The sequence below is a fragment of the Streptomyces drozdowiczii genome (assembly GCF_026167665.1).
Classification (GTDB): Bacteria; Actinomycetota; Actinomycetes; order Streptomycetales; family Streptomycetaceae; genus Streptomyces; species Streptomyces drozdowiczii_A.
On sequence record NZ_CP098740.1, the window covers coordinates 5,953,517 to 5,968,140 of the forward strand.

General features: G+C 65.2%; 6 protein-coding genes and 3 rRNA genes. 7 read left to right on the plus strand and 2 right to left on the minus strand.

Features of this window, described 5'->3' with window-relative positions:
• The first annotated feature begins 139 nt into the window (after positions 1-139).
• A complete protein-coding gene (locus tag NEH16_RS27120) occupies positions 140-2,116 on the plus strand; it encodes an acetoacetate--CoA ligase (RefSeq protein ID WP_265545483.1) in 1,977 nt (658 codons plus the stop codon).
• Between the two features lie 40 nt (positions 2,117-2,156).
• Positions 2,157-3,104 (plus strand): hypothetical protein, encoded by a 948-nt coding sequence (locus NEH16_RS27125; RefSeq protein ID WP_265545484.1) that lies wholly within the window; start codon positions 2,157-2,159, stop codon positions 3,102-3,104.
• Positions 3,105-3,172: 68 nt separating this feature from the next.
• Here the strand turns inward: NEH16_RS27125 and ptsP are convergent, their stop codons facing one another.
• Positions 3,173-4,843 carry a phosphoenolpyruvate--protein phosphotransferase gene (gene ptsP / locus NEH16_RS27130; RefSeq protein WP_073967707.1) on the minus strand — a complete coding sequence of 557 codons (1,671 nt, stop codon included), beginning with the start codon at positions 4,841-4,843 and terminating at the stop codon, positions 3,173-3,175.
• A gap of 79 nt (positions 4,844-4,922) precedes the next feature.
• On the minus strand, positions 4,923-5,372 hold the full coding sequence (locus NEH16_RS27135) for a PTS sugar transporter subunit IIA (protein ID WP_265545485.1): 450 nt from the start codon (positions 5,370-5,372) through the stop codon (positions 4,923-4,925).
• A gap of 698 nt (positions 5,373-6,070) precedes the next feature.
• Between NEH16_RS27135 and NEH16_RS27140 the strand changes: the two genes are divergently transcribed.
• The 5 genes from NEH16_RS27140 (at position 6,071) to NEH16_RS27160 (ending at position 14,584) form a co-directional block, all read left to right on the plus strand.
• Positions 6,071-7,596, plus strand: a 16S ribosomal RNA gene (locus tag NEH16_RS27140).
• Positions 7,597-7,898: 302 nt separating this feature from the next.
• Positions 7,899-11,024: ribosomal RNA gene (locus tag NEH16_RS27145) — 23S ribosomal RNA — on the plus strand.
• A 79-nt stretch (positions 11,025-11,103) separates the two neighbouring features.
• Positions 11,104-11,220 (plus strand): 5S ribosomal RNA (rrf, locus tag NEH16_RS27150).
• Together the 16S, 23S and 5S rRNA genes form the textbook arrangement of a ribosomal RNA operon.
• 147 nt (positions 11,221-11,367) lie before the next feature.
• Complete coding sequence (locus NEH16_RS27155; RefSeq protein WP_018105069.1) at positions 11,368-11,976, plus strand: CDP-alcohol phosphatidyltransferase family protein; 609 nt, start codon at positions 11,368-11,370, stop codon at positions 11,974-11,976.
• 112 nt (positions 11,977-12,088) lie between these two features.
• Positions 12,089-14,584, plus strand: coding sequence for a mannose-1-phosphate guanyltransferase (locus NEH16_RS27160; protein WP_073969034.1), 2,496 nt, complete (start codon positions 12,089-12,091; stop codon positions 14,582-14,584).
• The last annotated feature ends 40 nt before the right edge of the window (positions 14,585-14,624 follow it).

Here is a 14,624-nt window from a genome sequence, read left to right on the forward strand (position 1 = left end):
CGACAGCATGTACGGGCAACCCTGGTGCGAAGGACGATCACATGGCATCGTCCGTGACGTCGTCTCACGCGCACACCCCCGCCCGTGCGCGCGACCTGCGCACACTCCGCGTACCCGCACCAGCCAGGGAGCCGCCCCCATGACCTCAGCAGCCGACGAAGCCCCCCTGTGGCAGCCCGGCCCCGACCGCATCGCGGCCGCCGCCGTCACCCGCTTCCAGAGCTGGGCCGCCGAACACCACGGCGCACCCGCCGAGGGCGGCTACGCCAGTCTGCACCGCTGGTCCGTCGACGAACTCGACACCTTCTGGAAGGCCGTCGCCGAGTGGTTCGACATCCGCTTCTCCACCCCGTACGAACAGGTCATCGGCGACCGCTCGATGCCCGGCGCCACCTGGTTCACCGGCGCCACCCTCAACTACGCCGAGCACGCGCTGCGCGCCTCCGAGGACCCCCTGCGCGCCGAGGCACCCGCCCTTCTCCATGTGGACGAGAGCCACACCCAGGCCCCGACCTCCTGGTCTGAGCTGCGCCGCCAGGTCGGCTCGCTCGCCGCCGAACTCCGCGCCCTCGGCGTCACCCCCGGCGACCGCGTCAGCGGCTACCTCCCCAACATCCCGCAGGCCGTCGTCGCCTTCCTCGCCACCGCGGCCGTCGGCGGGATCTGGACCTCCTGCGCCCCCGACTTCGGCGCCCGCAGCGTCCTCGACCGCTTCCAACAGGTCGAACCCGTCGTCCTGTTCACCGTCGACGGCTACCGCTACGGCGGCAAGGAACACCACCGCGCCGACACCGTCGCCGAACTGCGCCGCGAACTGCCCACCCTGCGCGCCGTCGTGCACATCCCGCTGCTCGGCACCGAAGCCCCCGAGGGCGCCCTCGACTGGGCCGCCCTGACCGCCGCAGACACCGAACCGGTCTTCGAGCAGGTCCCCTTCGACCACCCGCTCTGGGTCCTCTACTCCTCGGGCACCACCGGCCTGCCCAAGGCCATCGTCCAGTCGCAGGGCGGCATCCTGGTCGAACACCTCAAGCAGCTCGGCCTCCACTGCGACCTCGGCCCCGAGGACCGCTTCTTCTGGTACACCTCCACCGGCTGGATGATGTGGAACTTCCTCGTCTCCGGCCTCCTCACCGGCGCCACCGTCGTGCTGTACGACGGAAGCCCGGGCTACCCGGACGTCAGCGCCCAGTGGCGCGTCGCCGAACAGACCGGCGCCACCCTCTACGGCACCTCCGCCGCCTATGTCATGGCCTGCCGCAAGGCCGGCATCCACCCGGGACGCGACTTCGACCTCTCCCGCGTCCAGTGCGTCGCCACCACCGGCTCCCCGCTCCCGCCGGACGGCTTCCGCTGGCTCCACGACGAGGTCGCCGACGACCTGTGGATCGCCTCCGTCAGCGGCGGCACCGACGTCTGCAGCTGCTTCGCGGGCGCGGTGCCCACCCTCCCCGTCCACATCGGCGAGCTCCAGGCCGCCAGCCTCGGCACGGACCTCCACTCCTGGGACCCCGCGGGCGAACCGCTCACCGGCGAGGTCGGCGAACTCGTCGTCACCGAGCCGATGCCCTCCATGCCGGTCCGCTTCTGGAACGACCCCGACGGCAGCCGCTACCACGACAGCTACTTCGACGTGTACCCCGGCGTCTGGCGCCACGGCGACTGGATCACGATCACCGACCGCGGCTCCGTCGTCATCCACGGCCGCTCCGACTCCACCCTCAACCGGCAGGGCGTCCGCATGGGCTCCGCCGACATCTACGAAGCCGTCGAACGCCTCCCCGAGATCCGCGAATCCCTCGTCATCGGCCTGGAGGAACCGGACGGCGGCTACTGGATGCCGCTCTTCGTCCACCTCGCCGAAGGCGCCACCCTGGACGACGCCCTCCGCGACAGCATCAAGCGCACCATCCGCGAGAACCTCTCACCCCGCCACGTCCCCGACGAGGTCATCGAGGTCCCCGGCATCCCGCACACCCTCACCGGCAAGCGCATCGAGGTTCCGGTCAAGCGCCTCCTCCAGGGAACAGCCCTGGAAAAGGCCGTCAACCCCGGCTCCATCGACAACCTGAAGCTCCTCCACTTCTACGAGAAGCTGGCCCGCGAACGCCGCTGACCGCCCCGTTGTCAGTGCCCATGATTACGCTGAGTGAGCAATGATCGACAGCGCACTGGGGGACATCATGGCGCAGACAAGGAACAAGCGGACCACCGTCCACGGACGGACCGTCACCACCACCATGCGACGCACGCTCCGCCGCGAAGCACCCACCACCATCGGCCTGCTGGCCGACGAGGAGGACTTCGCGGCGATGCGCCGCTTCCGCACCTTCACCTTCGACGACCACGGCGTCTACCTGGAACAGGTGGAGGCCCTCCTCAAGGCCCTCACCGCCCAGGGCGTGCACACGACGGTCGCCCTCTTCGACCCGCTGGAGTACGCGCGGTACTGCGCGGAGACCGGCATCGCCCCCGACACCCCGGCCGCCCGCAGCCGCTTCACCGCGGAGATCGCCGCCTGCGGAGCCACCGTCACCTACGAAGGCCAGCCCCTGGACGCCCTGATCCAGGTCCTCGTCGGCCGCGCGGTCCGCCGGGCCACCTGGGAGTACGCCACCATGCTCCTGGCCGGCCTCGGCGACTGCGCGGACTGCGGCCGGGACATCGGCAGCGCCGCCTTCGACCGCGCCTCCCACCTCCTGGAACGCATCCTGGAGGCGGCCGGACCCGGCACGCACCACCTGGTGTGCAGCACCCCCACCGAGAACGACCAGCTGCTCGCCGCCCTGCACACCGACCGCCCCACCGCGGGGTCCGTCCTGCTCGACACCTCGGAGGGCGCCGAGTTCGTGAGCGTCCTCGCCGTCGCCATCGCCCTGGAGAGCCACGGCGGAGTCGTCCTGCGTACGAGCAACTCCGGCGCCCCGGACCGTGTGCACGGCTGGCGCCTGAGCCGGGGCAACCTCGACCCGCTCACCGCCGGCGAGGTCTTCAGCGCCTACTGCACCGACGCGGACACGGGCGAACCCGTCGCCCCCGAGTCCGGCGTGGAGTACTGCGCGGGCTTCGACATCGGCGCCGACGAACCGGAGGAACACCGCTGACACGGTGAAGGGGCTTCCCGCCGGTCCCCGGCGGAAAGCCCCTTCACGTCGCGTCGTCCGCTCCCGGACTACTCGCCCGACAGCACCGCCTGCGCCGCCCGGCGCGCCTCCTCGGCGGAGTCCGCCGCGCGCGCGGCCGAAGCGGCCCGCTCGCACTGCGCCAGCGTGTACTTGGCCAGCGTGGCGCGTACATAGGGAATGGAGGCCGCGCCCATCGACAGGGACGTCACACCCAGACCCGTCAGCACACAGGCGAGCAGCGGATCGGAGGCCGCCTCACCGCACACACCACAGCTCTTGCCCTCGGCCTTGGCCGCCTCGGCGGACAGCGCGACCAGATCCAGCAGCGCCGGCTGCCACGGGTCCTGAAGCCGGGAGACGGCACCGACCTGACGGTCGGCGGCGAAGGTGTACTGCGCCAGGTCGTTGGTGCCCAGCGACAGGAACTCCACCTCCTGGAGCACGGAACGCGCCCGCAGCGCGGCGGACGGGATCTCGACCATCGCGCCGAACTTCGCGTTCAGCCCGGCCTCGCGGCAGGCGTCGGCGAAGGCCTTGGCGTCCGCGCGGTCGGCCACCATGGGCGCCATGACCTCGAGGTAGACGGGCAGCCCCTCGGCAGCCTTCGACAGCGCGGTCAGCTGGGTACGCAGCACGTCCGGGTGGTCCAGCAGGCTCCGCAGGCCACGCACGCCCAGCGCCGGGTTCGGCTCGTCCGCCGGGGTCAGGAAGTCGAGCGGCTTGTCCGCGCCCGCGTCCAGCACACGCACCACGACACGCCCCTCGGGGAACGCCTCGAGCACCGCGCGGTACGCCGCGATCTGCTTCTCCTCGGACGGCGCCTGCTTGCTGTCGTCCAGGAAGAGGAACTCCGTACGGAACAGGCCGACGCCCTCCGCACCCGCCTCCACGGCCGCCGGCACGTCACCGGGACCGCCGACGTTGGCGAGGAGCGGCACCTTGTGGCCGTCCGACGTGGCACCGGGGCCCGTCGCGGCGGTCAGCGCGGCCTTGCGCGCTGCGGCGGCGCTCTCCAGCTCCGCCCGCTTGGCGTCGCTCGGGTCCACGAAGATCTCGCCGGTGCTGCCGTCCACGGCGATGAGCGTGCCCTCGGCCAGCTCACCGGCGCCGGGCAGGGCCACCACGGCGGGGACGCCGAGCGCCCGGGCCAGGATGGCGCTGTGGCTGGTCGGCCCGCCCTCCTCGGTGACGAAGCCGAGGACCAACGCGGGGTCCAGCAGCGCTGTGTCGGCGGGGGCGAGGTCCCGGGCGATCAGGACGTAGGGCTCGTCGCTGTCCGGCACACCGGGCATCGGCACACCGAGCAGCCGCGCCACGATGCGGTTGCGGACGTCGTCGAGGTCGGCGACCCGGCCCGCCAGGTACTCGCCGGCACCGGCGAGGAGCGCCCGGTACGAGGCGAACGCGTCGTACACGCCGCGCTCGGCGGTGCTCCCGACGGCGATGCGGCGTTCGACATCGGCCATGAGCTCGGGGTCCTGGGCCATCATGGCCTGGGCCTCCAGCACATGCTGTGCCTCGCCACCGGCCAGGTTGCCGCGCGCGATGAGGTCGGCGGCCACGGCCTCGACGGCCTGGCGGGCCCGCCCCTGCTCGCGCTCGGCCTCCTCGGCCGGGATCTGCTTGGCCGGCGGTTCGAGCACCGCGGTGCCCATGTGCCGTACCTCGCCGATCGCCACACCGTGGCTCACGCCTACGCCTCGCAGCGTTGTCTCCATTTCACCCGTCTCCGGTCGTGCGGTGGCCGTTGCCTCCGCGGTGGTGGATATCCAGTCGGCTGTCACTGCGCCGATCGCGTTACTGCCAGCCGAACAGGGAGTCGCCGACGGCCACCTCGCCGGACTCGGCCACGGCGGAGAGGGATTCGGCGGTCGCCTCCAGGGCCACGATGGGGCAGATCGGCGACTTGCCGGCCTTCTCGACGGCGGAGGGGTCCCAACGGACGACGCCCTGGCCGCGGGTGACGGTGTCGCCCTTGCTCACGAGCAGCTCGAAGCCCTCGCCGTTGAGCTGGACCGTGTCGATGCCCAGGTGCGTGAGCACACCGTGCCCCTCGCTGTCGACCACCACGAAAGCGTGCGGGTGGAGGGAGACGACGATGCCGTCGACGGGCGCGACCGCCTCGGAGGGCTTGCGGTCGGGGTCGATCGCGGTGCCCGGGCCGACCATCGCGCCGGAGAAGACGGGGTCGGGTACGGCAGCGAGCCCAATGGCACGTCCGGCAAGAGGGGACGTCACGTTGGTCATGGGGGCCTCCCAGTGGAGCTTCGAAGGTGCCGCCACGGCTTGATAGGAGGACGGCGTACTGCTCAGCAGAGTAAGTCATAAGAAGTCCCGGTTCCGCCCGAGTCCTGGCGGTTCGAGGACCTAGGGGCGCACCGGAAACGATTTGCCTCGACTCCCGGCAGCCTGTACTGTCGTACTCCTGCCTGGCCCCAACGCGACTTTGAGTCGGGGGTCGGCAGCGGCTATTGAGCCCAAACCCTAACCCGAAATCGGGCACCCGCATGTCTGCGGGGGGCCGGTCAGGGGGGCCGGAAAGGTTTGATAGTGTCTGAGCCGCCGGAAAGGGAAACGCGAAAGCGAAGAACTGGAAAGCGAAAATCGCTTGACCCGCTTCGACCGGGAATCGGACACGAAAGAGTCTGATAGAGTCGGAAACGCAAGACCGAAGGGAAGCGCCCGGAGGAAAGCCCCAGAAAATGTTCTGCGGGTGAGTACAAAGGAAGCGTCCGTTCCTTGAGAACTCAACAGCGTGCCAAAAGTCAACGCCAGATATGTTGATACCCCGGCCTGCTTCAGCAGGTTGGTGGTTCCTTTGAAAAGTCCTGCACGGTCCTTCGGGTCCGGGTAGGCGAAACACAGCGAGGACGCAGTGGACGACGGGTCATATTCCGACCTGGTTGTTCCGCTCTCGTGATGTGTCTCCCGATTACGGGAAAACATTCACGGAGAGTTTGATCCTGGCTCAGGACGAACGCTGGCGGCGTGCTTAACACATGCAAGTCGAACGATGAAGCCCTTCGGGGTGGATTAGTGGCGAACGGGTGAGTAACACGTGGGCAATCTGCCCTTCACTCTGGGACAAGCCCTGGAAACGGGGTCTAATACCGGATAATACTTTCTTCCTCCTGGGAGAAGGTTGAAAGCTCCGGCGGTGAAGGATGAGCCCGCGGCCTATCAGCTAGTTGGTGGGGTAATGGCCTACCAAGGCGACGACGGGTAGCCGGCCTGAGAGGGCGACCGGCCACACTGGGACTGAGACACGGCCCAGACTCCTACGGGAGGCAGCAGTGGGGAATATTGCACAATGGGCGAAAGCCTGATGCAGCGACGCCGCGTGAGGGATGACGGCCTTCGGGTTGTAAACCTCTTTCAGCAGGGAAGAAGCGAAAGTGACGGTACCTGCAGAAGAAGCGCCGGCTAACTACGTGCCAGCAGCCGCGGTAATACGTAGGGCGCAAGCGTTGTCCGGAATTATTGGGCGTAAAGAGCTCGTAGGCGGCTTGTCACGTCGGTTGTGAAAGCCCGGGGCTTAACCCCGGGTCTGCAGTCGATACGGGCAGGCTAGAGTGTGGTAGGGGAGATCGGAATTCCTGGTGTAGCGGTGAAATGCGCAGATATCAGGAGGAACACCGGTGGCGAAGGCGGATCTCTGGGCCATTACTGACGCTGAGGAGCGAAAGCGTGGGGAGCGAACAGGATTAGATACCCTGGTAGTCCACGCCGTAAACGTTGGGAACTAGGTGTTGGCGACATTCCACGTCGTCGGTGCCGCAGCTAACGCATTAAGTTCCCCGCCTGGGGAGTACGGCCGCAAGGCTAAAACTCAAAGGAATTGACGGGGGCCCGCACAAGCAGCGGAGCATGTGGCTTAATTCGACGCAACGCGAAGAACCTTACCAAGGCTTGACATACACCGGAAAGCATCAGAGATGGTGCCCCCCTTGTGGTCGGTGTACAGGTGGTGCATGGCTGTCGTCAGCTCGTGTCGTGAGATGTTGGGTTAAGTCCCGCAACGAGCGCAACCCTTGTTCTGTGTTGCCAGCATGCCCTTCGGGGTGATGGGGACTCACAGGAGACTGCCGGGGTCAACTCGGAGGAAGGTGGGGACGACGTCAAGTCATCATGCCCCTTATGTCTTGGGCTGCACACGTGCTACAATGGCCGGTACAATGAGCTGCGATGCCGCGAGGCGGAGCGAATCTCAAAAAGCCGGTCTCAGTTCGGATTGGGGTCTGCAACTCGACCCCATGAAGTCGGAGTTGCTAGTAATCGCAGATCAGCATTGCTGCGGTGAATACGTTCCCGGGCCTTGTACACACCGCCCGTCACGTCACGAAAGTCGGTAACACCCGAAGCCGGTGGCCCAACCCCTTGTGGGAGGGAGCTGTCGAAGGTGGGACTGGCGATTGGGACGAAGTCGTAACAAGGTAGCCGTACCGGAAGGTGCGGCTGGATCACCTCCTTTCTAAGGAGCATCTAGATTCCGCAAGGAATCCAGAGCCACTACGTCGGCAAATGTTCGACGGTGGTCAGCTCATGGGTGGAACGTTGACTACTCGGCACGGCACATGAGTCTTCACTAGTACTGCTTCGGCGTGGAACGTGAGGGTGAATGGGCTGGGTCGGGCACGCTGTTGGGTATCTGAAGGTACGGGCTCGTTTGAGTCTGTCCTTCGGTTGCCGGCCCCAGTGAACTCGCCCGGTATGGGTGGGGTGGTGGGTGGCTGGTCGTTGTTTGAGAACTGCACAGTGGACGCGAGCATCTGTGGCCAAGTTTTTAAGGGCGCACGGTGGATGCCTTGGCACCAGGAACCGATGAAGGACGTGGGAGGCCACGATAGGCCCCGGGGAGCTGTCAACCGAGCTTTGATCCGGGGGTGTCCGAATGGGGAAACCCGGCAGTCGTCATGGGCTGTCACCCGCTGCTGAACACATAGGCAGTGTGGAGGGAACGAGGGGAAGTGAAACATCTCAGTACCCTCAGGAAGAGAAAACAACCGTGATTCCGGGAGTAGTGGCGAGCGAAACCGGATGAGGCCAAACCGTATGCGTGTGATACCCGGCAGGGGTTGCGCATGCGGGGTTGTGGGATCTCTCTTTTGCGGTCTGCCGGCCGTGAGACGAGTCAGAAACCGTTGGTGTAGGCGAAGGACATGCGAAAGGTCCGGCGTAGAGGGTAAGACCCCCGTAGCTGAAACATCAACGGCTTGTTTGAGAGACACCCAAGTAGCACGGGGCCCGAGAAATCCCGTGTGAATCTGGCGGGACCACCCGTTAAGCCTAAATATTCCCTGGTGACCGATAGCGGATAGTACCGTGAGGGAATGGTGAAAAGTACCGCGGGAGCGGAGTGAAATAGTACCTGAAACCGTGTGCCTACAAGCCGTGGGAGCGTCGCGCATCGAGCTTGCTCGGTGCGTCGTGACTGCGTGCCTTTTGAAGAATGAGCCTGCGAGTTAGCGGTGTGTAGCGAGGTTAACCCGTGTGGGGAAGCCGTAGCGAAAGCGAGTCCGAACAGGGCGATTTGAGTTGCACGCTCTAGACCCGAAGCGGAGTGATCTAGCCATGGGCAGGTTGAAGCGGAGGTAAGACTTCGTGGAGGACCGAACCCACCAGGGTTGAAAACCTGGGGGATGACCTGTGGTTAGGGGTGAAAGGCCAATCAAACTCCGTGATAGCTGGTTCTCCCCGAAATGCATTTAGGTGCAGCGTCGTGTGTTTCTTGCCGGAGGTAGAGCACTGGATAGGCGATGGGCCCTACCGGGTTACTGACCTTAGCCAAACTCCGAATGCCGGTAAGTGAGAGCGCGGCAGTGAGACTGTGGGGGATAAGCTCCATGGTCGAGAGGGAAACAGCCCAGAGCATCGACTAAGGCCCCTAAGCGTACGCTAAGTGGGAAAGGATGTGGAGTCGCAGAGACAACCAGGAGGTTGGCTTAGAAGCAGCCACCCTTGAAAGAGTGCGTAATAGCTCACTGGTCAAGTGATTCCGCGCCGACAATGTAGCGGGGCTCAAGCGTACCGCCGAAGTCGTGTCATTCATACACATAGGGCCAACGCCTGTATGGATGGGTAGGGGAGCGTCGTGTGCCGGGTGAAGCAGCCGTGGAAGCGAGTTGTGGACGGTTCACGAGTGAGAATGCAGGCATGAGTAGCGATACACACGTGAGAAACGTGTGCGCCGATTGACTAAGGGTTCCTGGGTCAAGCTGATCTGCCCAGGGTAAGTCGGGACCTAAGGCGAGGCCGACAGGCGTAGTCGATGGACAACCGGTTGATATTCCGGTACCCGCTTTGAAACGCCCAATACTGAATCAGGCGATGCTTAGTCCGTGAAGCCGGCCCGATCTCTTCGGAGTTGAGGGTAGTGGTGGAGCCGACGAACCAGACTTGTAGTAGGTAAGCGATGGGGTGACGCAGGAAGGTAGTCCAGCCCGGGCGGTGGTTGTCCCGGGGTAAGGGTGTAGGACGCACGGTAGGCAAATCCGTCGTGCATGAAGTCTGAGACCTGATGCCGAGCCGATTGTGGTGAAGTGGATGATCCTATGCTGTCGAGAAAAGCCTCTAGCGAGTTTCATGGCGGCCCGTACCCTAAACCGACTCAGGTGGTCAGGTAGAGAATACCGAGGCGTTCGGGTGAACTATGGTTAAGGAACTCGGCAAAATGCCCCCGTAACTTCGGGAGAAGGGGGGCCATCACTGGTGATCCGATTTACTCGGTGAGCTGGGGGTGGCCGCAGAGACCAGCGAGAAGCGACTGTTTACTAAAAACACAGGTCCGTGCGAAGCCGTAAGGCGATGTATACGGACTGACGCCTGCCCGGTGCTGGAACGTTAAGGGGACCGGTTAGCTGCTCTTCGGGGTGGCGAAGCTGAGAACTTAAGCGCCAGTAAACGGCGGTGGTAACTATAACCATCCTAAGGTAGCGAAATTCCTTGTCGGGTAAGTTCCGACCTGCACGAATGGCGTAACGACTTCTCGACTGTCTCAACCATAGGCCCGGTGAAATTGCACTACGAGTAAAGATGCTCGTTTCGCGCAGCAGGACGGAAAGACCCCGGGACCTTTACTATAGTTTGATATTGGTGTTCGGTTCGGCTTGTGTAGGATAGGTGGGAGACTTTGAAGCGGCCACGCCAGTGGTTGTGGAGTCGTCGTTGAAATACCACTCTGGTCGTGCTGGATGTCTAACCTGGGTCCGTGATCCGGATCAGGGACAGTGTCTGATGGGTAGTTTAACTGGGGCGGTTGCCTCCTAAAGGGTAACGGAGGCGCCCAAAGGTTCCCTCAGCCTGGTTGGCAATCAGGTGTTGAGTGTAAGTGCACAAGGGAGCTTGACTGTGAGACCGACGGGTCGAGCAGGGACGAAAGTCGGGACTAGTGATCCGGCAGTGGCTTGTGGAAGCGCTGTCGCTCAACGGATAAAAGGTACCCCGGGGATAACAGGCTGATCTTCCCCAAGAGTCCATATCGACGGGATGGTTTGGCACCTCGATGTCGGCTCGTCGCATCCTGGGGCTGGAGTCGGTCCCAAGGGTTGGGCTGTTCGCCCATTAAAGCGGTACGCGAGCTGGGTTTAGAACGTCGTGAGACAGTTCGGTCCCTATCCGCTGTGCGCGTAGGAATATTGAGAAGGGCTGTCCCTAGTACGAGAGGACCGGGACGGACGAACCTCTGGTGTGCCAGTTGTTCTGCCAAGGGCATGGCTGGTTGGCTACGTTCGGAAAGGATAACCGCTGAAAGCATCTAAGCGGGAAGCCTGCTTCGAGATGAGTATTCCCACCCTCTTGAAGGGTTAAGGCTCCCAGTAGACGACTGGGTTGATAGGCCAGATGTGGAAGCCCGGTAACGGGTGGAGCTGACTGGTACTAATAGGCCGAGGGCTTGTCCTCAGTTGCTCGCGTCCACTGTGTTAGTTCTGAAATAACGAACAGCCGTGTTGTTGCCCGGTGTTGGTTAATTTCATAGTGTTTCGGTGGTCATTGCGTTAGGGAAACGCCCGGTTACATTCCGAACCCGGAAGCTAAGCCTTTCAGCGCCGATGGTACTGCAGGGGGGACCCTGTGGGAGAGTAGGACGCCGCCGAACTCCTTTTAGGAAGAGCCCCGTGCCCTTGTGGCACGGGGCTTTTTCGCGTTTCCGGGGGCGCCCGGCACCCCTGTGCACCCGCCGGCCGGGGCTGAGGGTAGGGTCAGGGGGCATCATTGGCACGTTCTTGACACAGGAGGCCCCCGGGTGGAGGTCCAGGAGACCCGCGTTCAGACGGACCGGGTACTCACCATCCCCAACATCCTCAGCATGTTGCGCCTGGTCGGCGTACCTGTCTTCCTGTGGCTGATCCTCCGCCCCGAGTTCGGCGGGCCCCAGAGCGATGGCTGGGCTTTGCTGGTCCTGATGTTCAGCGGGGTCAGTGACTATCTCGACGGCAAGCTCGCGCGCCGGTGGAACCAGATCAGCAGCCTCGGACGGCTTCTCGACCCCGCCGCCGACCGGCTCTACATTCTCTCCACCCTCGTCGGACTCACCTGGCGCGAGATCCTGCCGCTCTGGCTGACCATCGCTCTGCTCGCCCGCGAGCTCATGCTCCTCGTGATGGTGGGAATCCTGCGCCGGCACGGCTATCCGCCGCCCCAGGTGAACTTCCTGGGCAAGGCCGCGACGTTCAACCTCATGTACGCATTCCCCTTGTTGCTGCTCAGCGACGGGCATGGTTGGCTGGCAGAGGTGGCGACTGTTTTCGGATGGGCGTTCGCAGGGTGGGGTACAACCCTCTATTGGTGGGCAGGAATCTTGTACGTGGTTCAGGTCCGCCGCCTGGTCAAGGCGGATGCAGTAGCCGATTGAGCTCTCTGATGTGGTGCCGTGCAACGATGCCGGCCCGCGGTTGATGACACAGAAGCTGCCCTGACGGGCGAAGTCGGCTCGACCGTCGTCTCTCAAGGAGGACGTTTCCGACATGAAGGCCGTCGTGATGGCTGGCGGCGAAGGCACTCGTCTTCGCCCTATGACCTCGAGCATGCCCAAGCCGCTCCTGCCTGTGGCCAACCGGCCGATCATGGAGCATGTGCTCCGGCTGCTGAAACGCCATGGGCTCAATGAGACGGTCGTGACCGTCCAGTTCCTCGCCTCCCTGGTGAAGAATTACTTCGGGGACGGCGAAGAGCTCGGCATGGAGCTGACCTATGCCAATGAGGAGAAGCCGCTCGGCACCGCGGGCAGCGTGAAGAACGCCGAAGAGGCGCTGAAGGACGACACCTTCCTCGTCATTTCCGGCGACGCCCTCACCGACTTCGACCTCACGGATCTCATCGCGTTCCACAAGGAGAAGGGCGGCCTGGTCACCGTCTGCCTCACCCGCGTTCCCAATCCTCTGGAATTCGGGATCACGATCGTGGACGAGCAGGGCCAGGTCGAACGCTTCCTGGAAAAGCCGACCTGGGGCCAGGTCTTCTCGGACACCGTGAACACGGGCATTTACGTCATGGAGCCCGAGGTCTTCAACTACGTCGAGGCCGACGCCTCCGTGGACTGGTCCGGGGACGTCTTCCCGCAGCTCATGAAGGAAGGCAAGCCCATCTACGGCTATGTCGCCGAGGGCTACTGGGAGGACGTGGGCACTCACGAGAGCTATGTGAAGGCCCAGGCCGATGTGCTGGAGCGCAAGGTCGACGTCGAGATCGACGGCTTCGAGATCTCGCCCGGGGTCTGGGTGGCCGAAGGTGCCGACGTACACCCCGACGCAGTGCTGCGCGGGCCGCTCTACATCGGGGACTACGCCAAGGTCGAAGCCGGCGTGGAAATCCGCGAGCACACGGTCATCGGCTCGAACGTGGTCGTCAAGAGCGGCGCCTTCCTGCACAAGGCCGTGGTCCACGACAACGTGTACATCGGCGACCACAGCAACCTGCGCGGCTGCGTCGTCGGCAAGAACACCGACATCATGCGCGCCTCCCGGATCGAGGACGGCGCCGTCATCGGCGACGAATGCCTCGTCGGTGAGGAATCGATCATCCAGGGGAACGTCCGCGTCTACCCCTTCAAGACCATCGAGGCCGGCGCCTTCGTCAACACGTCGGTGATCTGGGAGTCCCGCGGTCAGGCGCATCTGTTCGGGGCGCGCGGCGTCTCCGGAATCCTGAACGTCGAAATCACCCCCGAGCTGGCCGTCAGGCTGGCCGGTGCCTACGCGACGACGCTCAAGAAGGGTTCCACCGTCACCACCGCCCGGGACCACTCCCGAGGCGCCCGGGCGCTCAAGCGCGCCGTGATCTCCGCGCTCCAGGCCAGCGCCATCGACGTACGGGACCTGGAGAACGTACCGCTGCCCGTCGCGCGCCAGCAGACCGCGCGCGGCAGTGCCGGCGGGATCATGATCCGTACGTCGCAGGGCGTGCCCGACTCCGTCGACATCATGTTCTTCGACGAACGCGGCGCGGACCTCTCGCAGGCGCGGCAGCGGAAACTGGACCGCGTCTACGCCAGGCAGGAGTACCGGCGGGCCTTCCCCGGCGAGATCGGCGACATCTACTTCCCGTCCAGCGTCTTCGACTCGTACACCGGGTCCCTCCTGCGCAACGTGGACACGAGCGGGATCGCCGACGCCCAGCTGAAGGTCGTCGTCGACGCCTCCAACGGCAGCGCGGGGCTGGTGCTGCCCAGCCTGCTGGGACGGCTGGGCGTGGACGCGCTCACCATCAACCCCGGTCTCGACGAATCCCGGCCGACCGAGACGGCAGAGGCCCGGCGCAAGGGGCTCGTGCGCCTGGGCGAGATCGTCTCCTCGGCGCGGGCGGCCTTCGGCGTCCGCTTCGACCCCGTGGGCGAGCGGCTGTCCCTGGTGGACGAACGCGGCCGGATCGTGGAGGACGACCGGGCTCTGCTCGTCATGCTCGACCTCGTCGCCGCCGAGCGGCGCAGCGGGCGGGTGGCGCTCCCGGTCACCACGACGAGGGTCGCCGAGCAGGTCGCCGCGTACCACGGCACGCAGGTCGAGTGGACGACCACGTCGCCGGACGACCTGACCCGGGTGGGGCGTGAGGAAGGCACCATCTTCGGAGGAGACGGGCGCGGCGGCTTCATCGTTCCCGAATTCGCCAGTGTCTTCGACGGCACGGCCGCGTTCGTGCGGCTCATCGGGCTCGTCGCCCGGACCCAGCTCACGCTGAGCCAGATCGACGCCCGCATCCCGCGCGCCCACGTCCTGCGCCGGGACCTGGCGACACCGTGGGCCGTGAAGGGCCTGGTCATGCGCCGGGTCGTGGAGGCGGCCGGCGACCGGGACGTCGACACGACGGACGGCGTACGGGTCGTGGAGGCGGACGGGCGCTGGGTCATGGTGCTGCCGGACCCGGCGGAAGCCGTCACCCACCTGTGGGCCGAAGGGCCCGACGACGCCTCCGCCGAGGCCCTGCTCGACGAGTGGGCGGCGGTCGTGGACAGCGCGGGCAACTGAGGCCGGGCCGCGGGGACGGGCGAGCGCACCGCCCGTCCCC